The sequence below is a fragment of the Archangium sp. genome (assembly GCF_057119385.1).
Genome location: NZ_DBNGVP010000025.1, coordinates 1 through 22,858, shown reverse-complemented (window position 1 = coordinate 22,858; position 22,858 = coordinate 1). Strand labels below are relative to the sequence as shown.

The following is a 22,858-nucleotide window of genomic DNA, read 5'->3' as shown; positions in this document are numbered from 1 at the left end:
CCATGCCACTGACCGTCCCCACACTGGATGACCGCCGCTACCAGCAGCTGCTCGACGAGGCCCTGGCGCGCATCCCCATCCACAACCCCGAGTGGACCAACTTCAACAAGAGCGATCCGGGCGTCACCCTCATCGAGCTCTTCGCCTTCCTGACGGAGAGCCTCCTCTACCGCGCCAACCAGATCCCGGAGCGCAACCGCCGCAAGTTCCTCTCCCTGCTGGGCGTGCCGCTGCAGCCGGCCACCGCCGCGCGGGGGCTCGTCACCGTCACCAACGAGCGCGGGCCGCGCCAGGTCTTCACGCTCGGCGAGGGCGTGGAGGTGCTCGCCGGACAGGTGCCCTTCCGCACCCTGCGCTCGCTGGACGTGCTCCCCATCGAGGCCCGCGGCTACTACAAGAAGCGCGTCAGCCCGGGGCCGGAGCAGCGCGACTACTACGAGCAGCTCTACGCCTCGTTCCGCACCCAGCCCACCCCGCCCGAGCTGACCCTGTACAAGGCCACGCCCTTCCCCGCTCGCGGCAACGAGCCGGTGGACCTCGGCGCCGATGCGATCGATCAATCGCTCTGGGTGGCCCTGATGGTGCGCACGGTGGACAAGCCCTACTCGGACACGCTCGAGGAGGTGCGCAACGCGCTCAAGGGCCGCACGCTCAGCCTCGGACTCGTCCCCGCCATGGGCGAGGAGGGCGTGCACCTGCTCCCGGGAAGCACGGCGGTGGGCCGGGAGTCGAAGCTGATCCAGGTACAGATTCCGCGCCTGCCCTCGGGGGGCCTTCTCCCGGACGAGCCGGATCAACGCAACGCCACCTACCAGACGCTCGCCACGGTGGAGGTGCCCCTGGAGCCCACGGTGATCGAGGTGCCCCTGCCCTCGGACTCCGGCGCGCTGAAGCTGTGGAGCAACCTGGAGCCGCTGGAGAAGGGGATGCGGGACTTCCCTCCGGCGTTGGAGGAGGACAAGGACAAGGAGCGTGTCATCACCTGGCTGCGCATCACCGCCCCCGGCGAGGTGCGCCTGAAGCTGATGTGGATGGGCATCAACGTGTCGGAGGTGACGCAGCGCGCCCAGGTGCGCCGCGAGCCGCTTCCGGAGGGGACGGGCGAGCCGGATCAACAGGTGAAGCTCGCACACGCGCCGGTGCTGCCGGGCAGCGTGCGGCTCTCCGTCACCGTCAACGGCGAGACGCAAACGTGGGAGGAGATCGACGATCTGTCGGCGGCGGGCCCGGAGGTGGTGGTGCCGGATCCGCGGCAGCCCCCGGGCACCACGCCCCCGAGCAACCCGCGGGTACGCGTCTTCGCGGTGGATCCCGAGGCGGGCCTCATCCGCTTCGGAGACGGGCTGCGTGGGGCCCGGCCGCCGCGCGGCGCGGTGCTGCGCGCGGACTATGACCATGGCGTGGGCCAGGCGGGCAACGTGGGCCCGGGCGCCATCACCAGCGCGCCCACGCTCCCGGCGGGCCTCAAGGTCACCAATCCCCTGCGCACCTGGGGCGGCGCGGACGCGGAGACGGTGGCCGAGGGCGAGAAGCAGATTCCGAGCTACCTCCAGCACCGGGACCGGCTGGTGAGCCTGCAGGACTTCGAGACGCTCACCCGGCGCACGCCCGGCGTGGACGTGGGCCGCGTGGAGGTGCTCCCCGCCTTCCACCCGGGCACTTCCACCGACGCGCCCGGGGATGCGCCCGGCGCCGTCACCGTGCTCGTCATCCCCCGCACCGAGCAGGAGCCCCCCGCGCCGGGCGCGCCCGACGCCTTCCTGGACACCATCGCCTGCTGGCTCGGGCCCCGGCGGCTCGTCACCACGGAGCTCTTCATCCGGCGGCCGCGCTACGTCCCCCTCTGGGTGTCCGTGGGCATCACCGTGGTGGCCGGCATGCAGCTCGTCGCCGTGACCGAGCGGGTGAAGCAGGCGCTGCGCGACTTCCTCTCGCCCCTGCCCGAGGAGGACACGGACAAGCCCGGTGCGCGCCGGGGCTGGCCGCTGCGCAAGTCCGTGCTCGCGCTGGAGCTGGCGGCCGTGGTCAGCCGCGTGGAGGGCGTGGCCTTCGGCAAGGTGCGGCTGGCCCAGGGCACCAGCGCCGAGCAGGACGAGGTGCCCATGAAGGGCCTGCAGCTGCCGAGCGTGGCCGGCATCGGCGTGGCCGTGGGAGAGCCGGCCCCGGTGAACGAGCTGCGAGGCACCACCGCTCCCGCCCCCGCGCGTTCCACCCTCGCCGTCCCCGTCGACCCCGAGGAGGACCTGTAACGTGGACGTCAACGGCACCCGCTACCACCTGCTGCTCGGGCGCGACGACTGGGGGCGTTGCCGCCAGGAAGGCCAGGCGCTCGACGAGCGCTGGAAGGAGCGCGAGCAGCGGACCCCGGTGCGCTGGGATGACGAACGGGCCGCGCTCACCCTGCGGCCGCTCCTGTTCCGGTTCACCGCGCCCGTGTCCGCCCCCGCGCTGGACGTGGACGAGCGCCGCGGTGCCGGGAGGGATCAATACGGCAACATCTACTGGGTGGACGAGAGCCGGACGTCCATCCGGGTGCAGTCCAGCGGCACGGGGAAGAGCAGCACCTTCTGGTCCCTCGAAGCTCCCCCGCTCCCTCGCGCCACCACCGGTGACTTCGGCCCGGTGCCCGTCCGGCAATCCACCTCGCGCCAGCTGCTGAGCGGGCTCGCCGTCACCCCGCTCCACTACCTGGTGGCCGGCTCCCTGGAGCCCGCCGGGCTGCTCGTCTTCGATCTGCACACGGGCAGCCCACCCCTGCGGTTCCTCTGGCCTTCCGGAGTGGCCTTCGTCCCGTTCGATCTGTCGCCCACGCCGGAGGGCGGAGTGCTGGTGCTCGACCGGGAGCACCGCCGCTGCTGGACGCTGGACGCCACCTTCCGCGTGGTGCGCACCGGCACCCGGGCCAGGCCGCCACCGCGCGAGGCGCTCTTCCACCCCGTGGGGCCGGAGCCCGTCGGCACGCAGGACGCGCCCTCCCCCATCGTCCCGGAGCTCTCGGAGGAGGATGCCTTTCTGCTCGAGGAGGTGGATCCGATCGCCGTGGAGGCGCTCCCGGACGGGCAGGTCCTCGTGCTCGACCGCCGCGCGGAGCCGGAGGCGAGCCACCTCCGTCTGTACCGCGACGGCGTCCCCCGGGGCGACGCCCTCCCCCTGTCCGTGAGCGGCATCCTCGAGGAGCAGGAGGAGTCCCACCGTTTCACGTTGCGCGCCCACGATGCCGCCTTCGTGCCGGAGGGGACGTCCGAGGTGGCCGGCCGCCTCTACGTGGTCTCCGCCGATGGCAACCAGACCTTCATCTTCCGTCTGAAGGTGAAGGACGGCGTGCCCGGGCTCTCGCCGCTCTCCGAGTACCTGCCCATGCGGCTGTTCAGCGGCCGGGGGCTGGTGACGGGCCAGGGACGGCTCTTCTACGACCTGGCCGATGGCTACATCCCGCTCGTCGCCCAGCGGCTGCCCCGCTACGAGCCCGAGGCCGTGCTCCTCACCGAGTGCTTCGACAGCCGCCTGCCCGGCTGCGTCTGGCACCGCCTCTTCCTCGACGCCCACATCCCCGAGGGCACTCGCGTCCAGGTGCGCAGCCGCGCGGCCGATACGCCCCAGGAGGTGGAGCGCACCCCCTTCCAGCTCGAGCCGGAGCCCTACCTGCGCACGAGCGGCTCGGAGCTGCCCTTCACGCCCCGCCCCTCCGGCGAGCACCGCGGCACCTGGGAGCTGCTCTTCCAGCACCCCCGCGGCCGCTACCTCCAGCTCGAGCTCACCCTGCGCGGCCCGGGCGGCGCCACGCCGCGCCTCCACGCCCTGCGCGCGTACTACCCACGCCCCTCGTACCCCGAGCGCTACCTGCCCGCCATCTACCGGCAGGAGCCCGCCTCGGCCAGCTTCCTGGAGCGCTTCCTCGCCAACATGGAGGGCTTCTACACCCACGTGGAGGATCGCATCGCCGCGGCGCAGGTGTTGCTCGACGCGCGCACCGCCCCCGCCGAGGCCCTGGAGTGGCTGGCCAGCTGGTTCGGCCTGGCGTTGGATCCTTCCTGGGACGAGCAGCGCCGCCGGCTCCTCCTGCGCCACGCCGCCGACTTCTTCCGCTGGCGCGGCACCCCTCGCGGTCTGCGCATGGCGCTGCGCCTGGTGCTCGACGAGCCGCCCGGCGACGCCCTCTTCCAGGAGGAGGAGGATCCGCTCCGCGCGTCCATCCGCATCATCGAGCACTTCCGCTCGGCCCAGGGCGCCCAGGACAGGCCTGGCGCGGCCCACCGCTTCACCGTCTTCCTTCCCGTGCCCCGGGGGACGCACGCCGCGCAGCTCGGCACGCGCCTGGAGCAGGCCCGGCGCCTGGTGGAGCAGGAGAAGCCGGCGCACACCGTATTCGACGTGCGCTTCTACTGGGCCATGTTCCGCGTGGGCGAGGCCCGCCTGGGCGTGGACACGCACGTCAGCCTGGGCGCCCGCGCACCGGAAGCCCGGAGCGCGCTGGTGCTGGGCAGCGCGTACCTGGCCGAGGCCTTCCTCACTCCCAACCCCGCACGGGCCGCCACCGAGCGCTGGTGCATCGGGAGGGATCGCCTCACCCACCATTCCACCCCCGGAGGGGACATCCGATGAGCACCGCATTCGGACCCGCATCCACATCCGTGCCACAGAAGCCGGCGGATCCCACCAAACACGTCAACTACGTGCTGGGCATGATCCTGGGCGCGGAAGACTTCACCCAGGAGTTCGCCTACCTGTCCGAGAGGGATCGCCGGGTGGTGCGCGAGCTGCTCGGCTACGGCACGGCGTGGGGGCTCGCCGTGAGCACCCGGACGGGCAAGGGGGGCCTCGAGGTGGAGGTGGCCCCGGGCATGGCGGTGAGCCCCAGCGGCCAGTTCATCCACGTGCAACCCGCCCAGTGCGCCTCCCTCCCCGGCTGGGTGGCCAACCACGCGGACGCACTGAAGGAGAAGCTGAAGGACGTGGGCGCGGCCAACAAGGCCCACCTGCCCCTCCACGTGGTGCTCGGCTACCAGGAGCAGCGGACGGATCCGATCCCCATCCCCGGCGAGCCCTGCCGCTCCGAGGAGGAGGCCCACCCCGAGTCGCGCATCGCCGACAGCTTCCACCTGGAGCTGCGCCTGGAGCCGCCTCCCACGGGCGAGGAGCTGGCGGTACGCGAGCTCATCCTCTGGTTGAAGAACAACCTCGACCCCACGCCCTTCGCGGGCGGTACCGACGACGCCACCCTCCAGGCCTTCCTCGAGCGGCTGCGCACGGAGTGGCCCGAGGCCCGGAAGCAGTGGCCGACCCCGGAGGGGGCCGGGAGATCGCCCCACACCGCGCCCCCGCAGGTGATTCCTCCGGAGGAGCTGCCCCGGTACCTGCGCGCGGCGTTCCGCCTCTGGGTGACGAAGCTGCGCCCGGACTGGCACGACCCGAAGCCCGGCGAGAAGCAGGCCGAGGACGGGGTGCTGCTCGCCGCGCTGTGGCTGCCCCTCACCCGCGCCAGCGAGCAGGCCGCCTGGGAGCTCGCCACCACGGAGCCCGGCAACATCCGCGTCGACGAGGAGCAGCGGCCCTTCCTCCTGAGCCAGAGGCTGCTCCAGGAGTGGCTGGTGCGTGGCATCTCCACCCCGGCGGCCACCACGAGCCCGCAGCCGCCGGAGCCTCCGCCGCCCCAGCCCGCCGTCTACCAGGTCGTCGCCGCGGGCGTCGTGAAGGGCGTGGACGAGCCCGGCATGGAGGACACGTTCGGCAACCTGCGCGCCCTCCGGGCCGGGAAGGGCGAGGTCCTCTTCACCTTCGACGGCTACGTGGATCCGCAGTTCCGGCAGTCCGGCTACGTCGTGAAGGTGCTGCCGATGAGCATCGAGCAGGTCCGCGTGCCCACCGTCGTCTTCGGCGGCTTCGAGGCGAAGGGCTTCTCCGTCTACGTCTTCGATCACCAGGGCGTGCCGGTGGAAGCGGAGGTCATCCAGAAGCTCCGCTTCGTCATCGAGGTGAGCTGGTTCCCGCTCGGAGGCAAGCCATGAGCCTCATGCTCGACACGCCGTACTTCGACGACGGCATCCGCTCCACCCACTTCTTCAACGGACGGCTGCTGTCCGGAGAGGATCTGCGCCAGGAGCAGGAGGCCCGCCGCGCGTGGCTCACCCGGTTCGGCCGGGCGCTCGGCGAGGGCATCGTCCACGGGCTGGAGGTGAACGCCACCCTCGGAGGCAGCTCGGCGACGGAGCCCACCGTGACGGTGGCTCCCGGGCTGGCGCTCAACCGCCAGGGCCAGACGCTCGAGCTGCACCAGGTGGTGGAGGTGTCGCTGGCCCGGGCCGACAAGCCCCGGACACAGGCCGCCCCGGGCTCGGGAGGCTTCCATGACTGCCTCCAGCCCCCGAGCGTCCCCATCACGGGCACGGGGCTCTACCTGCTGACGCTCGCCCCGGTGGAGGACCTGACGGGGCGCGCGCCGGTGAGCGGCCTGGGCCCCAACACGGCGGCCTGCAACTTCCGGCACGTCGTGGAGGGCGTCCGCTTCCGGCTGCTCCGCGTGCCGCTCGACGAGGCCGGGCTGCAGGAGGACGACACCCGCCTGCGCAACCGCGTGGCCCACCTGTGCTTCGGCACGGGGGAGCCGCGCTGGCGCGAGGCGCTCGTCCACCCCTTCGGGCAACCCCTGGAGCGCTACGGGTTGTTGGACGGGCTCCGGCCGGATCGGCTCACGGATCAGGAGGTGCCCCTGGCCCTGCTGCACTGGCGGGAGCTCACCGGCCTGCGCTTCGTGGACATGGGCTCGGTGCGCCGCCACCCCACGCCGCCGCCGCACGCCGGGCGCTGGGCCCCGTGGCTGGGCGCCCGGCGCGCCAGTGAGGCCGAGGCCGTGCTGCTCCAGTTCCAGGAGCACCTCGAGGCGCTGCTGCGCGGGGACAAGCCGCAAGAGGTGAGGGCCACGGACCACTTCGACTACCTGCCGCCGGCCGGCGTGGTGCCGCTCGAGCTGGGCTCCCTGCGCGGCTTCAGCGCCGAGCGCTTCCTCGAGGGCCTCACCTGGCGCAAGCACGTGATCGAAGGGGCCCGCCTGGAGCCGCTGCTGCGCCAGTCCCTGGCCTACCCGCCCATCGAGCTGGCCGAGCGCGAGATGCTCTGGGTCTACCTCATCCGCGAGAACCAGCAGGCGCTGACCGGCCCCCGGAAGGCCCAGCCCTACCTGGTCTTCACGAGCGGACACCTCCCCTACCAGGGCGACGCACGGCTGGACGTCGGACGCGTGGAGTTCGCCCACCTTGCCCTCCCCAGGCCCGGCGAGGAGCCGCCCACGCCCTGAGGAGCGCCACCCACCGCGCAGGAAGGAGCCGAGCATGTCACCATCATCTCCCAGGGTGCTCCCTGGCAGCCTCATCACCGCCGAGCTGCTCAACGGCATCCTCGAGCGGCTGGAGGAGCACGAGAAGCGCCTGGGGCAACTGGAGTCCGCGTTGCCCGGCGGCAAGGCCGGGGTGGCCATCACCGCCCTCTTCCCCTCCGGCCCTGTCCGGGTAGGCGACGAGCTGCGCCTGGTGGGCCGCAACTTCGGCCTGCCGATGAACAACGTCGTCACGGTGGCGGGCGTCCGGGTGGATCAGTTCAAGCCCGGCAGCAGCGACACACAGTTGCTCTTCGACGTGCCACCGCTTCCCGGTGAGTCCGAGCAGACGCGGCCGGTGACGCTCACGGTGAGCAATCCGCTGGGCTTCGCCTCCGCCACCGTCATCGTCTCGCCCCCGGCGCCCGCCCTGCCCACGGGCCAGGTGATGATCAGCCTCACCGGCGCGCCCAAGGCGCCCACGCTGAAGGCGGGCCAGAGCTACGACTTCACCTACACGCTCACCGTCCTCACCAACATGGACGAGACCTTCACCCTCACGCCCGTGGTGGAGCCGGCGTGGACGGTGGAGGTGGTGGATGCCGAGGGCCATGCGCTGAAGCCGGCCGAGCTGCTGCTGCCGCGAGGCAAGGCACCGGAGGGCACCTTCAAGGAGGTGCGCGTCCGGCTGGCCATCCCGCCCAACCTGCCCGAGAACACCTCGGCGCGGCTGCGGCTGATCGCCACCTCGCGGCGCAATCCGGAGCTCAAGGGCTCCTCGGGCGAGCAGCTCGTCACCGTGGGCAGCCCGCCCCCCGTGCACTCGGACTTCCAGCTCACCCTGGCGTCCGCGCGCGACGGGGCCACCGTGGCGGGCAGCGAGGTGGTGGTGGACGCCACGAAGCGCGTCGCCCGGCTGCGCTACCAGGCGCAGTTCCTCGAGAAGGGGGACTACCGCTTCGAGCCGTCCGTGAAGGGGGATCCGGGTGGACACTGGACGTTCACCGTGGGCCTCGGCGATCGCATCCGCGTGGAGCAGCCCGGCTTCGTCACCATCGATACCCGGCTGTCCGCCGACAACATGGCCACCCGGGCGGAGCTGGTGCTGCGCATCGTCTCGGAGACCCGCCCCGGCGTCGCGGGCGAGGTGTCCCACCGCATCCGGCTGGAGTGAGGCAGCCCCCAGCCCCCACAGGAAGGAGACACCTCCATGAAGGTTTCGACACAGGCTTCGACGCGGGCTTCGATGAAACGGGCGGCGCTGCTGTTGGTGGTGGGGCTCGCGCTGCTCCCGGAACGCGCACTCGCGCAACAACGCCTCTGCTTCCCGGAGGCCACCGCGCTCCCCGGCGAGCCGGCCACGCCCACCGTGGACGGGAAGGTGCAAGGAGACATGGGGTGGAGCAGCGCCTTCCGCTATGTCTTCGAGAACGCCTCCCCGGGACCCCACGGCGCCCTGCAGGGGCTGCGGACCCCCTCCGACTTCTTCCTCTCCATCGAGGTGAACGGCGACACGGGCTTCGACGAGGACGACACCGTCGTCCTGGCCCTCCATGCCGTGGGCTCGGATCAGTACTGGCGCATCCACATCAGACCCCTGCCTCCCGGCGTGGGGGACGCCACCAACAGCGCGCCCCAAGAGGTGCTGGCCTGGAAGGCGACGAGCACCACCCCCTCGGTGGACTGGAGCCAGACCACCGCCAGCGCCAATCCCCCGTGGCTCCAGGTGCGCACGGCCACGTCCGGAGCGGAGACGGCGCGCAAGGCCTGGAACGTCGAGGTGCGTCTGCCCCGCGCGTCCCAGGAGGGCTTGACGCTCTCCGGGGTGGAGGAGCTCGACTTCTACGTCGCCGCGTTCGTGGCGATGACGGGCACCCCGGGCTCGAAGGGGACGGCACTCGTCTGGCCCCGGGGCGCACCGGCTCCGGACATCGACAATCCGCTGACCAGCACCCCGCCCTCCACCACCTGGGGCCGGGCCTATCTCCGCGAAGAGGACTGCGGCGGCGTGACCCTGGCCGCGGACGGCCTCCGCCTCCTGGTCGGAACCGAGGCCAGCGCCCAGGTCAGCCAGGAGCAGTCCAACCGGTTCACCGCCACCGTGCAGAACAAGTCGGTGGACGCCGCGAGGATCGCCGCCGCCGCCGAGGGGCTCTCCGCCACGTTCCGCATCTCCAACGAGGGCATCACCGACCCGGATTACGAGCGCTGGCAGATCTTCCCGGCGCCGGGCAACCCCACGGCGCCGATGACCCTCCCGGCCGAGGCGACGGAGACCCTGGCCACCGGCGAATGGACGCTGACGGAGGCGCAGCAGGGCGTCTACGCGCGGCAGCCGAAGCAGGTGGTGCTCGTGGAGCTGGACGCGAGTCCGGGCTCGGGCACGTACATCACCCGCCGGAGCGCCACCCGGGAGGTGCGCTTCGCGCAGGGGGGCAACGGCGGCGGCGGTGGTGGAGGGCTCCTGGGCATCGTGGCCGCCATCGTCGCGGCGCTGGGGGCGCTCGTGTTCGGCCTCCTCAAGCGGGGGAAGGGCAATGCCAAGGCGTGAGGGAGGCCGGGCGGACGGAGCCCTCATCGGCCAGTTGCGCGTGCGGAGCAGCGCTTGCGAGCCGCTCTCCGCCCGGCTGCGGCTGGAGGGGCTCCTGGGCTGCCTGGACTTCTTCCCCGGGGGCCTGCCGCCCTCGGCCATCGTCTGCATCCAGAAGCTGGAGGATCCCAGGCCCCGCACGCTGCGCCTGCACCGGTATGAGCTCCGCCCTCCCGCCGAATGGGAGCGGGCCTTCCGGGAGTCGCTGAGGGCCCGGATCTCCCGTGCCGCGCGGCCCGCCCGGGGCGTTGTTCCCGAGGGGGCCGGGGCGGTCGTCTTCGCGGATCCGGCGGAGCTGTACGCGTGCCTCGCGAACGACGTGGGCTCCGGAGTGGCCACCTCGCGCTGGTGGTGGACGGGCCGCTTCCTCGGAGCGGACCCGTACCGGGCCTTGCTGACGGAGTGGAACCGGGCGCCGGAGTACGTCCCGGCCTCGCTGGAGTTGCTGGCGCGCTGGGGCCGTGCGGAGGCCTTCCTGCGGCGCATGGGAGAGCGGGAGGCGCGAGAGCTCCTGGCGGGAGTGAACCGGCGCTTCGGCCTGGGGGCCCTGGAGCGCGCACTGGCGGAGCAGCGCACGCACGCGGTGGAGCCCGGGGAGGAGGCGCCTCCCTGGGCGAGCTGGCTCCCCGAGGCGGACGCGGCGGCGCTGGGGCTCGAGCCGCGGACCCTGCTCGGGGTGGCGTTGATGATCCGGCGTGCGCCCGGGGTGGTGGACCTGCCCCGTACCGCGACGGCGGTGGCCAGGTGGCGGGAGCGGATGCGCCAGCGCGGAGCGGCCGTGCCCTCGGGAGGACGTGCTGGCCCGGCGCTTCGCGGCAATCCGCTCCCGGTGCATGCACTCGAGCCAGGACATGACCACACGGGGGACCTTCCGGGCGCGGACTCGAGCAACTGGTCCGATGGTCGGACCAGTTGGAACAGCTCGCGGCCGGATGGCTCACCTGACCCAACGGGCGCCGCCCCTTCCCAACATCTCCCTGACACGCTCGTCATGGAGACGAAGACCCACGCGCCAGCGGACGCCACTTCCGCGCATCCGCCTCGTGCGGCCACTCGCGAGGCCAGGGCCCACGCACCAGCGGGAACACCCCCGCGGCTCCCCACCACGACAGCCGCGGAGGCGGACACCCGCACCGGAGCGGAGAACATCACCCGCTCACGGGCTCCCGCTGCTCCCATCAAGACAGTCCCCCTCGCTTCAGCGGACACCCCGTCCGCGCGTCCGCCTCATGCGGCCACTCACGAGGCGGAGGCCCTCGCTCCAGCGCGCACGCCTCGTGCCTGGCATCCACCCAGCGGGACAGCCCCAAAGACAGACACCCACGCCGAGGTAGCGGGCATCACCCTCGCTCCAGAGGGCACGGCACACTCCCAGCATTCCCCCACCGGGACAGCCCCAAAGACAGACACCCACGCCGTTCCATCGGACATCGACCACGCTCGGCACGACCACACCGCTGCCTCTTTCGATGCGGTGCCCCACGCCGCGACGGACGCCCCTGCCGCGCGTCCGCCTCACGCGGCCCCCCACGAGACAGATGCCCTCGCTTCAGAGGGCACGGCACACGCTCGGCCCCCCCCCACCGGCACGGCCCCGGAGACAGACATCCACACGCCAGCGGAGGCATGGGTCGCAGCCAGCTCGCACACGCGAGCGCCCTCCCCTTCACCCACGGAGGAGCCACGCGCCGAACACCCCTCGTCCACTCCCATCGGGGAACAGCCCGCGCGCCTTCCCCTGCCCACCTCGCTGGCGGCCGGGAGCGCCGCCCCCCCTGGCACCGGGGAGCCCACCTCCGCCGCCGGAGCGCGCATCCCCGCCCCACCGCTTCCCGAGCCCTTCTCCTGGACGGGAGAGCCCATCCACACCCGGCTCGGAGGAACCTTCTACCTGCTCAACCTGGCCCTGGCCCTCGAGCTCTACGGGGACTTCACCCAACCGGCCTTTCCCGGACTGCGCCTGCCCGTCTGGGACTTCCTCACGCTGCTCGGAGACGAACTGCTGGCCAAGCCCTCTCCGGAGGATCCCCTCTGGACGCTCCTGGCCAGACTCGCGGGGCGTCCGCCCGGCACCCCCGCCGGAGACGGTTTCGAGCCACCCTCCGAGTGGCGGCTCTCCCCCGCGTGGTTGAAGGCCTTCCGTGAGCCGGGCACCTGGCACTGGAGCACGGTGCGGCAATCCTCCGTCGAGCGGCTCCACGTGCGGCACCCCGCCGGCTTCCTCGTGCTGGACGTGGCGCGGACGCAAGAGGAGCCGGAGGCACAGCTCCACCGCGAGACCGGGCCCCATGCCGGCTCCACCCCCTTCTCACTGGCTCCGGAAACCCGGGCCCCCGGGGAGGCCGAACCTTCGCCCCTGGAGCGCTGGCTCGGCTGGCTCGTCCCGTACGTGCGAGCGCGGCTGGCGCGGGCGCTCGGCACGGAGGGGCCGGAGGAGCTGTCCCGGGTGCTGCTGGAGCACGAGGCCCGCGTGCACGTGACGGAGAGCCACGTGGACGTCGTCTTCCCGCTCGCGTCGCTGCCGCTGCCCGTGCGCTTCGCCGGCCTGGACCGGGACATCGGCTGGATACCGGCGGCCGGCCGGCACGTGCTGTTCCATTTCGACTGAAGGAAGGCCCCATGTCCGACTCCTTCCAGCACTTCAAGCTCTACCTCTTCGCGGCCCTCTCGCGGCTGCTGGCGCAGGCGGTGCGGGCACTGGAGTCGAGGGAAGCGCTGCTCACCCGCTTCCCCTTCGCGGCGGAATACCGGGACGAGCTGGGGCGGCTGGGCCTGGACGCGCTGGACGCGGAGGCGGGAGCGGGAGCCTGGAGCGAGGCCATCGCCGCCTGGGAGGAGGACGCACCGGCCCACCTGCCGCTGCGGGCGCTGCGGGAGGCGGCGGCGCTGGACCACGACGCGCTGACCCTGCTGATGGCGGTGGGGCTGGTGGAGGAGGACGCGCGCTTCGGCCCCTTCTTCGCGGCCATGCAGGGGACACCGGGACTGCACCGGCCCACGCAGGGGCTGCTCAACGCCTGGTGGCGCCCGGCGGAGGACCGGGGCGAGGTGCGCGCGAGGCTGCGCCGGCTGGGCGAGCTGGGACTCGTGGAGGTGGTGGATGCGCAGGCACCGCGCACCGAGCGGGCGCTGCACGTGCCCGGCCCACTCTGGGACGCGCTGAGGGGCGAGGCCCACGAGCACCTGGCGCCGGGCCTGCGGCACTTCACGTGGGAGACGCTGCGGACGGACGAGCCCCTCATCCTGCCGGAGGGCTCGAAGGAGGCGCTGTCGCGGGTGCCGGAGCTGCTCGAGTCCGGCGAGGCGCGAGCGCTCATCGTGCGAGGCCCGAGACACAACGGCCGCCGCACGCTGCTGCGCGCGGTGGCGAGGGAGCTCGGGCGGAGCGTGCTGGAGGTGGAGGGCCGGGGCCCGGGAGACGAGTCCCGGTGGCGGGGCGTGGGCGCACTGGCCACGCTGCTGCACGCGATGCCGGTGGTGGTGCTGGATCCAGGCCCGGGCGAGACGGTGGAGCTCCCGGAGCTGGAGGGCGGGGACGCGCCACTGGGCGTGGTGCTGGGCCGGCAGGGAGGCGTGGGGGGCGCGGGGGTGGAGCAATCGCTGACGCTGGAGCTGGGGGTGCCGGGGCCCGAGGAGCGGCGGAGCCACTGGGAGCGGGGGCTCGGGAGGGCCGTGCCCGGACTGGACACGCTCACGGCGAGCTTCCGGATGACGAGCGGCAACCTGCGAAGGGCGGCGAAGCTGGCGAGGGCGCACGCGGCGCTGGCGGGCCGGAGCCAGGTGGAGCCCGAGGACGTGAGACAGGCGAGCCGTGCGCTGCACCGGCAGACGCTGGACACGCTGGCGGTGAGGCTGACGGGCGGGGGGGACTGGAGCCAGCTGGCGGTGGGGGCGGAGACCCTGAGGGAGTTGCGCAACCTGGAGACACGGTGCCGGCACCGCGAGCACCTGGCGGGGCACGTGGGCGAGGCGCTGAGGAGACAGCTGACGCCGGGGGTGCGGACGATCTTCCAGGGGCCGAGCGGCACGGGGAAGACGCTGGCGGCGAGGATGCTGGCGACGGCGCTGCGGATGGACATGTACCGGGTGGAGCTGTCGGCGGTGGTGAACAAGTACATCGGCGAGACGGAGAAGAACCTGAGCCGGCTGTTCGCGCTGGCCGAGGAGCTGGACGTCATCCTGCTGTTCGACGAGGGGGACGCGCTCTTCACGCAGCGCACGGGCGTGGGCAGCTCGAACGATCGGTACGCGAACCTGGAGACGAACTACCTGCTGCAGCGGGTGGAGTCGTACGAGGGAATCGTGGTGGTGACGACGAACGCGCCGGAGGCGATCGATCCGGCGTTCCATCGGCGGATGGACGTGGTGGTGGACTTCCGGGCGCCGGAGCCGGCGGAGCGCTGGAGCATCTGGAAGCTGCACCTGCCGGAGAGGCACGCGGTGGACGAGGAGCAGCTGCGCGAGGTGGCGGCGCGCTGCAACCTGAGCGGGGGGCAGATCCGCAACGCGGTGCTGCACGCGACGATGCTGGCGCTGGAGGACGGAGGGACGGTGGGATTCGGGCACGTGGAGGCCGGGGTGCAGCGGGAGTACCGCAAGCTGGGCGCGGTGTGCCCGCTGCGGCGCGTGGGGACGCAGTCGCCGAGGGGGTGAGCACATGGCCGCACCATTCCGATCCAGAACGCCACCACAGCGTCCTCCAGCGCCAGCCTCCGAGCGGGGTCTGGTGGGTGCTCGAAGCACGACACCGGCGAGGCCCCTGAGCTACGGGAGGGCCCCGGCACCCACGGCGAGTCCAGGACCCGTGGGGGCCGTGCCCTCGGTGGGCACTGGAGTGAAGCTCGGGGGAGATGCCCAGACGGACCCCCGCTTCCAGAGGCTCGTCGAGAACCTCAGCAAGGGAGCGGCGGCGCCTCCACTGACCCCTCCGGCGGCCCCTGGTGGCGGAGAGCCCCTGCCTCCACGAGTCCAGGAGACCCTCGGGCGAAGCCTCCAGGTGAACCTGGGAGGCGTCCGCGTGCACACGGACACTCGCGCGCAGAGCGCGGTGAAGAGCCTGTCCGCGCGGGCCGTGACGTACGGGAGCCAGATCTTCCTGGGCCCGGGAGAGCGGAGCACCGACCTGGGGCTGATGGCGCACGAGGCCGCCCACGTCGTGCAACAGAAAGGCGCGCCCACACCGCAGCGGTGGGCACCGGGCCAGGGAGGGGCCCACGAGGCGGAAGCACACCGTGCCTCCGAGGCCGTCCTGCGGGGCGAGTCCTTCACCGTGCGCGAGCGGACCAGCGGCTCGCGGATGCAGCGGCTGGGTATCGGGGATGCGCTCAACTTCTTCGCGGACAAGGCGAATGCGCTGCCCGGCTTCCGGCTGCTCACCCTCGTCCTGGGGGTGAACCCCATCAACATGAGCCGGGTGGAGCGCAGCGCCGCCAATGTCATGAAGGCGGTGGTGGAGTTCATCCCCGGGGGTGGGCTCATCACCCAGGCGCTCGAGAACCATGGAATCTTCGAGCGCGTGGGCGGGTGGGTGGAAGAGCAGCTCCGCTCGCTCGGGATGGCCGCGGGCACGTTCCGGGAGGCGCTCAACCGCTTCCTCGACACGCTGAGTTGGAAGGACATCTTCAACCTGGGCGGTGTGTGGGAGCGTGCCCAGGGCATCTTCACCGAGCCCATTGGCCGCATCACCCGCTTCGTGCGCGGGCTGGTGGGCGGCATCACCGACATCGTCAAGGACGCCATCCTGAAGCCCTTGGCGAAGCTGGCGGAGGGCACCCGCGGCTATGACCTGCTCAAGGCGGTACTGGGCAGGGATCCGATCACGGGCGAAGCGGTCCCGCGCAATGCCGAGACCCTGATCGGCGGCTTCATGAAGCTGATCGGCCAGGAGGAGGTCTGGAACAACCTCAAGAAGGCCAACGCGGTGGGCAAGGCCTGGGCGTGGTTCCAGGGAGCGCTGGGCGAGCTGCTCGGCTTCGTCCAGGAGATTCCAGGGCTCTTCATGCGAACCCTGCGCTCACTGGAGATCGCCGACCTGGTGCTGCTGCCGCGAGCGTTCGCCAAGGTGGCGGGCGCCTTCGGCAACTTCATGGGCCGCTTCACGAGCTGGGCGGGCAACACGGTCTGGGGCCTCCTGGAGATCATCTTCTCGGTGGTGGCGCCGGGCGTGATGCCTTACCTGCGCCGCGCCGCGGGAGCCTTCCGGGCGATCCTGCGCGATCCGATCGGCTTCGCCGGCAAGCTGGTGCGCGCGGGCATCCAGGGGCTGCAACAGTTCGCGGGCAGGTTCCTCACCCACCTGAGAAAATCGCTGATCGACTGGCTCATGGGAGCGATGAGCGGTGCCGGCATCTACATCCCGCAGGCGCTCGAGCTGCGCGAGATCGTCAAGTTCGTCCTGAGCGTGATGCGCGTGACCTGGCAGTTCCTCCGCCAGAAGCTGGTGCGGGTGGTCGGCGAGAAGACCGTGCAAGCGCTCGAGACGGGTTTCGAGCTCGTCAAGACGCTGGTCACCCAGGGGCCGGCCGCCGCGTGGGAGAAGATCAAGGAGAGCCTCGGCAATCTGCGCGACATGGTCATGGAGCAGATCATGACCTTCGTGAGAGACCGGGTAGTGCAGGCGGCCATCATGCGGCTGGTGACGAGCCTCAACCCGGTGGGCGCGTTCATCCAGGCGATCATCGGCATCTACAACACGGTGATGTTCTTCGTGGAGAGGTTGCAGCAGATCAAGCAGGTGGCACTCTCCTTCCTCGAGTCCCTGCCCACCATCGCGGGCGGCGTCATCGCAGCCGCGGCGACCCGAGTCGAGCAGACGATGGCCGGGATGCTGACGCTGGTGATCAGCTTCCTGGCGCGCATCGCCGGACTGGGCCGCGTGAGCGATGCGGTGCTCAACGTGGTCAACCGCGTCCGCGCGGCGGTCGAAAAGGCGCTGGATCGGGTGGTGGACTGGATCGTCGCGCAGGCAAAGCGGCTGGGACGGTTCATTGCACAAGCCGGAGTGCCGCAGGATCCGAACGAACGGCTACGGCTCGGACTGAATGCCGCTGCCACAGCGGTCAATGCCCTTCGCGGGAGGGTTGCAGCGCCCGTAATCGACGGTGTACTTGGAGCCGTACGAGTTAGATACGGATTCCAGGCACTTCGGCCGGTAGAACAGGACGGCGTTTGGTGGATCGAAGGTCAGCTCAATCCGAAGGGTAGCAAGAAGACCAACAAAGAGACCAAACCAACTGATGAGAGTACCGCTGGATATTCAGACACTCCTCCAATCCGGAACTTCCATCTCGCGGGAAAAAAGCATCCGATTACCGGTGTCCCGTTCGACAGCCAGGGCTACCCCGATTTCAGGGCTGCTGGTAAAGTTGAAAAAGAAGTAGAGATTACATACACTGGCTCCCGGTCTAGTGATTTCACCGCCGCAAACAAAAAGGCTGGACTCAAAGAGACACCCAAGGGCAAGACATGGCATCATCACCAAGACAGAAAGACCATGCAACTTGTCCCTACAGACATCCACGCTAAAACGGGACACACCGGCGGCTTCTCTGGAGGTCGATAACAATGAGCTACTTGCTTCATACTACCGAAGGAGGACCTCCCCTCAATGAGGAGGAACTCAGGTCATTTGAAATAAAGAATGGCTTTACATTCCCTGTTGCCTACAAGGCCTTCTTGTTGACAACCAATGGAGGACGGCCTGAACGAGATCTATTTGCGATCACAGGCCTTGCAAATAACCCATTCGGCCGAATCCATTTTTTCTTTGGATTAAATGATCCTGTCGAGTCGTGTAACCTCGATTGGAACCTGGATGTGTTTGGAGATCGCATTCCCGACACCATGCTTCCGATCGCAACGACGGAAGGCGTCGACAAGATTTGTTTGGCGGTTTCGGGTGAGCGGTCGGGCGAAATCTTCTACTGGGATGGCCATGCTGGCGCGAGCGAGAAAAACCTCCACTTCCTGGCCAGTGATTTCGCCTCGTTCATATCCTCGCTCCGCGCAGATGAGAATTCGCCACGGTTCGAGTCATGACGATGTTCGTATGTCGCTCCCAGTGTCAGGGACGGCTGAAGACGTGTCGTCTCCGTTCCTAATGTGACGGTCCGTTCCTAATGTAACGGAGTCCGACAGCCCAGCTCGCTCCCCCCCAGCCGTGCGAATCCCTCTGTGCGCTGCTGAACCGGCCGCTCCACCCCACGAGCACTGGAGCCGACCCGGTGCGCGGACAGGCTCCAAGAGCATGGTCTACAAGGCATCCTGACCGAGCGGCTCACCTTCGGTGACGAGGGGTCCATCCCGGAGCTGTTCGCGGTGGATGACACGGTCCTGTTCGCCGCCTGGGACAACCTGGAGCTCGACGATCCACGGCAGCACGGCCAGGAGTTGTGGAGAACCGAGGACAGCGTGTCGAGCACGCGCCTGCTATGGCCAGCGGTCGCATGCCCTCTCCCCCTTTTCCATCGAACAGCCCCACGGCCCGCGTCCGGATGCACGCGCGAGCCGGTGGGTGCCGCTCTGTTGCGCGGGGTAACGGCGCGCCGCAACGTGAGGGGTGGGACTGGAGGATGGGGACATGGCCGCACCGCTCCTGCTCAGGACACCACCACCGCGCTCCTCTGCCCGGGTCTCCGAGCGCGAGCGGGTGAGCACCCGAGCCAGGGCCCTCCAGAGAACGCCAGCCGCCGGGAAGAGCCCGGGGCAACTCGCGATGCCCCCGGTGAGCACGGGAGTGAAGCTCGGAGGCAATCCCCAGCAGGACCCCCGCTTCCGCAAGCTGCTGGAGAATCTCCACCAGGGAGCGGTGAGTAACGGGAAGCCGGCAGTGGCGAGCGCTCCGTCGGCCGCCCGTGGCGGAGAACCCCTTCCCCTGCCCGTCCAGGCGGCCATCGGGCAAAGCCTCCAGCTGGACCTGAAATCCGTCCGCGTGCACACGGAGACCCCTGCGCGAAGCATGGCGAGGAGTCTGTCCGCCCGGGCCGTGACCCATGGGAGTCATATCTTCCTGGGCCCGGGTGAACGGACCACCGACCTCGGCCTGATGGCGCACGAGGCCGCCCATGTCGTGCAGCAACAACGAAGCGCGCCCACCCCGCAGCTGTCCGCGCCTGGCCAGGGCGGAGTCCACGAGCGGGAAGCCGATCAGGCCTCCGAGGCCGTCCTGCGGGGCGAGCCCTTCCGCGTGCGGGAGCAGGCCAGCGGCTCCACCTCCCTCGCGAAGCGGGACGCCGGCCCCGAGCCGGCGGATGTGACGGCGGGAGGGGGGACGGTGCTCGAGGTGGAGGGATTGCTGCGCGCCCTCTATGACGAGGCGGACCAGGCCATCTCCCAGACGGCCCAGCGGCTGATCGCCGAGGGACGGCCGGTGGAGGAAGTCGCGCGCTGGGCGAACGCGGCTCGCAACGAGGCCAAGGTCAGGATCCGCCGCTGGGATCTCGACGTGCTCCGCCTGCTCGCCGAGCAGCGCAACCTCCGCAAGTACGAGAACCCGGTCGGCCCCTCCTACGAGAAACTGCGCACGGGAGACGCTCGGGGCATCACGCCCAAAACGGACAAGCAGATCATCGAGAGCGCGGCCAGGGCCAATCTCAAGGTGAACAAGTGGGTGGGCCGGCTTCGGATCGCGGGGCGGATCCTGATCGCCATCGACATCGGCATCGCGTCCTACCGGGTGGCGACCGCGGGAGTGGAGTGGCCACGGGTGGCGCTCCAGGAGGGACTCGGGGTCGCCGGAGCGGCGGCGGGCGGCTGGGCGGGAGCGAAGCTTGTCGGCGCGATTGGCGCGGGCATCGGCACATGGTTCGGCGGGGCGGGAGCGATACCGGGTGCGGCCATCGGCGCGTTCATCGGCGGGGTGGGCGGTGCCATCGGCGTGGGATGGCTGGGCCGCAAGGGAGGTGAAGCGCTCGTGGACAAGCTCTTCCCGCCCCAGCAGACGGACATCGAGGGCGCGTTCCGATGAGCGGCGACTGGTTGTGGTGGGGGAGGGAGGTGGAGCTCCGGGCCTCGTCGCCGTGAAAAGCGATCCGGGGTGAGCCGCACTCGCCCGCACTCCAGCCGTGCGCATCCCTCTGTGCGCTGCTGAACCAGCCACTCCATCCCGCGAGCACTGGAGTTGGCTCGAGGCGCGGACAGATTTCCAGGGGCATGGGCTGTCACAATGACGGCTGGATGCTCCTTCCTTGAAGGAAAGGACAGACCATGTTCAGCATGCTGAATGTCTTGCTCGGCGTCACCTTCATCTTCCTGCTGATGAGCCTCATCTGCTCGGCGGCGGTGGAGGTGATCGAGATCCTCCTCAAGAAGCGCGCGTCGGCGCTCCACGAAACCATCCGGGGCATGCTGGGAAACGAGGGCGCCGACAACTTCTACTCGCACGCGCTCATCCGGGCGCTCCACAAGGAAGGAGGCCGTCTGCCTTCCTACATCCCCACGCAGACCTTCGTGGTCGCCCTGCTCGAGGGCGTGCTGCACCGGGGCGCCCGGGGCACCGTGGAGGATCTCGAGCGGACGGTCGCCTCGCTGCCCCCGCAGGCCGCTCGCTTCCAGCAGGCCCTCCAGGCGCTGCTCGCCGACTCGGATGGGAACCTCCGCAAACTCCAGACGGGTGTCGGCGACTGGTTCAACGCCTCCATGGAGCGGCTCTCCGGTTGGTACAAGCGCCGCAGCCAGGTCATCGCCTTCTGTATCGGTCTGCTGTTCGCCGCCGCCTACAACATCGACACCATCCAGGTCGTCAACCAGCTCTCGCGCAATGACACCCTGCGCGCCGCCGTGGTCTCCGCCGCCGAGAACGCGCGGCCGGCCGGCGTGTCGCGGGGGGAGGACCTGATGGCGGCCGAGCAGCAGCTCGAAGCGCAACTGACCGTGCTCGGTGATATCGGGCTGCCGCTGGGCTGGAGCTTCCACAAGGACACCCCCAAGGAGCCCCAGGAAACGTCCATGCCCTCGCTCGCCGACATCCGCCAGCCGCCGGGGACGTTCGGGGGGTGGGTCCTGAAGGTGCTCGGGCTGTTGCTGACGGGCCTCGCCGTCTCCCTGGGCGCGCCCTTCTGGTTCGACATCCTCAACAAGATCGTCGTCATCCGCTCGACGGTGCGTCCCGGCGAGAAGGCCGCCAAGGAGCGCCCGCAGCAGGAGCTGCCCGCCTAGCCTACGGCCCCGAGCCCGGCTCCTGGCGGGCTCCCGGGTGCTTGCGCAGGTTGTAGCCAGGAGGCCAACATGCCCGTCCTGTTCGCGCTCTTCGCCCTCGCCGTCCCCCGGTTGTTGATGCTCGTCCTGTGGTTCTTCACCAGCTGGTTCCGGGGCATGTTCGACACGCTGCTCTGGCCCATCCTCGGCTTCATCTTCCTGCCCACCACGCTGCTCTGGTACTCGGCCGTGCAGCACTGGTTCGGCGGGCAGTGGACGCGCTGGCCCATCGTGGGGCTGGTGCTCGCCCTGATGACCGACGTGTGGAGCCAGCACGGCCGCACCGGCCAGTCCGAGCGCCCACCGCCCCGCCGCACGCGGGCCTCGCGCCGCACCGTCCCGGTGTAGCCCCGCTCGCCGGGGGCCTGTCCATGGCCGGCCTCCACGACGCCCGGGGTGTCACGTCCGCGCGAGGGTGCGCGGCATTCCTCGGGGAGGATGCACATGAGGTTCATCGATCGCACGGATGCGGGCAGACAGCTGGCGTCGCTCCTGGGGCACTACGCCGGGCGGAATCCCCTGGTGCTGGGACTCCCCCGCGGAGGCATCCCCGTGGCCCATGAAGTCGCGCGGGCGCTCGGCGCGCCCCTCGACGTCTGGGTGTCCCGGAAGATTGGCACGCCCGGCCGGCCGGAGCTGGGCGTGGGAGCGGTGGCGGAAGGCGGCGCCATGTACCTCAACCGCCCCCTCATGAGGCGGCTCGGCCTGGAGGAGGAGGATCTCGCCGGCGCGGCCCAACGGGAGGCCCGGGAGGTGGCGAGGCGGGCCCTGCGGTTCCGGCACGGGGGGCCTCCTCCCGAGCTGCGCGGACGGACCGTCATCCTCGTGGATGATGGGATCGCCACGGGAGGAACCGTCCGGGCCGCCATCCGTTCCCTTCGTGAGCACCACCCGGGGGAGCTCATCCTCGCCGTGCCGGTGGCCGCGAGCCAGAGCCTGGAGGAGATAGCGCCCGAGGCCGACGAGGTGGTGTGCGTGGAGGCCTCGCCCGCGCTCTGGGCCATCGGCGATTGGTACGAGGACTTCACCCAGGTCTCCGACGACGAGGTGCTGCGGCTGCTCGAGTCCTCGAGGCGGGAAGAGGCCCCGGCCTCCCCCACGCGGTAGGAATGGGGGCCCGGCTCGGAACGAGGCCCCCGCTCCCCCGGCCTTCCTCCTCCCGGCCGGTTCCGGCCCCACCGCCTCCTGGCACTCCGGGCCCCTGTCCGGGGGAGCCCCCCGGACTCCACCTTCCCATTGGACTCACGGACAAGGGGGATGCACATGCCAGCGCCACAGAAGAAGCAATGGACGGTCATGGTCTGGATGGCCGGCGACAACAATCTCGAGGACGCGGCCCTGGATGATCTCCAGGAGCTCAAACAGGTGGGCTCGACGGATGACGTGGACATCCTCGTCCAGCTCGACAGGATGGGCGACCAGCAGACGCGCCGCTACCACGTCCGCAAGGGGACCACGGCCGATCAGGACATCGTCGAGGAGATCGGCGAGACGAACACCGGAGATCCCCAGTGCGCCATCGACTTCTTCACCTGGGGTATCCAGCGCAGCCCGGCCAACCACTACCTCACCGTGCTGTGGAACCACGGCTCGGGCATCGATGAGACCAACGTGTACAGGCAGGCGTCACGGCTCGGCATGAAGATCGAGCGCCGCGCCACGCCCACCGGGGACACCGTGCCCCTGGGCCGCGTCCACGGCGCCATGTCCCACGGCTACCACCGCTCGCTCTTCTCCACCACGGTGGCCACGGCGCTCCGTGACAG

The 22,858-nt window shown here is 70.6% G+C and carries 15 protein-coding genes; all 15 read left to right on the top strand.

Annotation, left to right across the window (positions count from 1 at the left end; all coding sequences use genetic code 11):
- Positions 1-2: 2 nt before the first annotated feature.
- Positions 3-2,249 (top strand): baseplate J/gp47 family protein, encoded by a 2,247-nt coding sequence (locus AC16DP_RS06710; RefSeq protein ID WP_329730190.1) that lies wholly within the window; start codon positions 3-5, stop codon positions 2,247-2,249.
- A gap of 1 nt (position 2,250) precedes the next feature.
- Entirely contained in the window at positions 2,251-4,602 is a 2,352-nt protein-coding gene (locus AC16DP_RS06705; protein WP_329730189.1) for a phage tail protein, read from the top strand.
- Positions 4,599-6,005: a hypothetical protein gene (locus tag AC16DP_RS06700; RefSeq protein WP_329730188.1), complete on the top strand. Its 1,407-nt coding sequence runs from the start codon at positions 4,599-4,601 to the stop codon at positions 6,003-6,005. The genes AC16DP_RS06705 and AC16DP_RS06700 overlap by 4 nt, the downstream gene beginning before the upstream one ends.
- A complete protein-coding gene (locus AC16DP_RS06695) occupies positions 6,002-7,291 on the top strand; it encodes a hypothetical protein (RefSeq protein WP_329730187.1) in 1,290 nt (429 codons plus the stop codon). The genes AC16DP_RS06700 and AC16DP_RS06695 overlap by 4 nt, the downstream gene beginning before the upstream one ends.
- Positions 7,292-7,325: 34 nt before the next feature.
- Entirely contained in the window at positions 7,326-8,483 is a 1,158-nt protein-coding gene (locus AC16DP_RS06690) for a hypothetical protein (RefSeq protein ID WP_329730186.1), read from the top strand.
- 36 nt (positions 8,484-8,519) lie between these two features.
- Complete coding sequence (locus tag AC16DP_RS06685) at positions 8,520-9,860, top strand: hypothetical protein (protein WP_329730185.1); 1,341 nt, start codon at positions 8,520-8,522, stop codon at positions 9,858-9,860.
- The gene (locus AC16DP_RS06680) at positions 9,847-12,507 is read left to right on the top strand and encodes a hypothetical protein (protein WP_329730184.1); all 2,661 of its coding nucleotides are present in this window, start codon (positions 9,847-9,849) and stop codon (positions 12,505-12,507) included. The genes AC16DP_RS06685 and AC16DP_RS06680 overlap by 14 nt, the downstream gene beginning before the upstream one ends.
- Positions 12,508-12,518: 11 nt before the next feature.
- Complete coding sequence (locus AC16DP_RS06675; protein ID WP_329730183.1) at positions 12,519-14,552, top strand: AAA family ATPase; 2,034 nt, start codon at positions 12,519-12,521, stop codon at positions 14,550-14,552.
- Positions 14,553-14,556: 4 nt separating this feature from the next.
- Positions 14,557-17,460 (top strand): eCIS core domain-containing protein, encoded by a 2,904-nt coding sequence (locus AC16DP_RS06670; RefSeq protein ID WP_329730182.1) that lies wholly within the window; start codon positions 14,557-14,559, stop codon positions 17,458-17,460.
- A gap of 2 nt (positions 17,461-17,462) precedes the next feature.
- The gene (locus AC16DP_RS06665) at positions 17,463-17,936 is read left to right on the top strand and encodes an SMI1/KNR4 family protein (protein ID WP_329730181.1); all 474 of its coding nucleotides are present in this window, start codon (positions 17,463-17,465) and stop codon (positions 17,934-17,936) included.
- Between the two features lie 541 nt (positions 17,937-18,477).
- Complete coding sequence (locus tag AC16DP_RS06660) at positions 18,478-19,863, top strand: eCIS core domain-containing protein (protein WP_329730180.1); 1,386 nt, start codon at positions 18,478-18,480, stop codon at positions 19,861-19,863.
- 239 nt (positions 19,864-20,102) lie between these two features.
- Positions 20,103-21,053 carry a hypothetical protein gene (locus AC16DP_RS06655; RefSeq protein WP_329730179.1) on the top strand — a complete coding sequence of 317 codons (951 nt, stop codon included), beginning with the start codon at positions 20,103-20,105 and terminating at the stop codon, positions 21,051-21,053.
- Between the two features lie 69 nt (positions 21,054-21,122).
- Positions 21,123-21,440, top strand: a complete 318-nt coding sequence (locus tag AC16DP_RS06650; RefSeq protein ID WP_329730178.1) for a hypothetical protein — start codon at positions 21,123-21,125, stop codon at positions 21,438-21,440.
- 96 nt (positions 21,441-21,536) lie between these two features.
- Positions 21,537-22,199 (top strand): phosphoribosyltransferase, encoded by a 663-nt coding sequence (locus tag AC16DP_RS06645; RefSeq protein WP_329730177.1) that lies wholly within the window; start codon positions 21,537-21,539, stop codon positions 22,197-22,199.
- Positions 22,200-22,355: 156 nt separating this feature from the next.
- Positions 22,356-22,858, top strand: a 503-nt coding sequence (locus AC16DP_RS06640; RefSeq protein ID WP_483956652.1) for a clostripain-related cysteine peptidase, incomplete at its 3' end; no start/stop codon positions are given.

Coding starts and splice junctions, on each gene's coding strand:
- AC16DP_RS06710 (WP_329730190.1), top strand. CDS start 3: ATGCCACTGACCGTCCCCACACTGGATGACCGCCGCTACCAGCAGCTG.
- AC16DP_RS06700 (WP_329730188.1), top strand. CDS start 4,599: ATGAGCACCGCATTCGGACCCGCATCCACATCCGTGCCACAGAAGCCG.
- AC16DP_RS06695 (WP_329730187.1), top strand. CDS start 6,002: ATGAGCCTCATGCTCGACACGCCGTACTTCGACGACGGCATCCGCTCC.
- AC16DP_RS06690 (WP_329730186.1), top strand. CDS start 7,326: ATGTCACCATCATCTCCCAGGGTGCTCCCTGGCAGCCTCATCACCGCC.
- AC16DP_RS06685 (WP_329730185.1), top strand. CDS start 8,520: ATGAAGGTTTCGACACAGGCTTCGACGCGGGCTTCGATGAAACGGGCG.
- AC16DP_RS06680 (WP_329730184.1), top strand. CDS start 9,847: ATGCCAAGGCGTGAGGGAGGCCGGGCGGACGGAGCCCTCATCGGCCAG.
- AC16DP_RS06675 (WP_329730183.1), top strand. CDS start 12,519: ATGTCCGACTCCTTCCAGCACTTCAAGCTCTACCTCTTCGCGGCCCTC.
- AC16DP_RS06670 (WP_329730182.1), top strand. CDS start 14,557: ATGGCCGCACCATTCCGATCCAGAACGCCACCACAGCGTCCTCCAGCG.
- AC16DP_RS06665 (WP_329730181.1), top strand. CDS start 17,463: ATGAGCTACTTGCTTCATACTACCGAAGGAGGACCTCCCCTCAATGAG.
- AC16DP_RS06660 (WP_329730180.1), top strand. CDS start 18,478: ATGGCCGCACCGCTCCTGCTCAGGACACCACCACCGCGCTCCTCTGCC.
- AC16DP_RS06655 (WP_329730179.1), top strand. CDS start 20,103: ATGTTCAGCATGCTGAATGTCTTGCTCGGCGTCACCTTCATCTTCCTG.
- AC16DP_RS06650 (WP_329730178.1), top strand. CDS start 21,123: ATGCCCGTCCTGTTCGCGCTCTTCGCCCTCGCCGTCCCCCGGTTGTTG.
- AC16DP_RS06645 (WP_329730177.1), top strand. CDS start 21,537: ATGAGGTTCATCGATCGCACGGATGCGGGCAGACAGCTGGCGTCGCTC.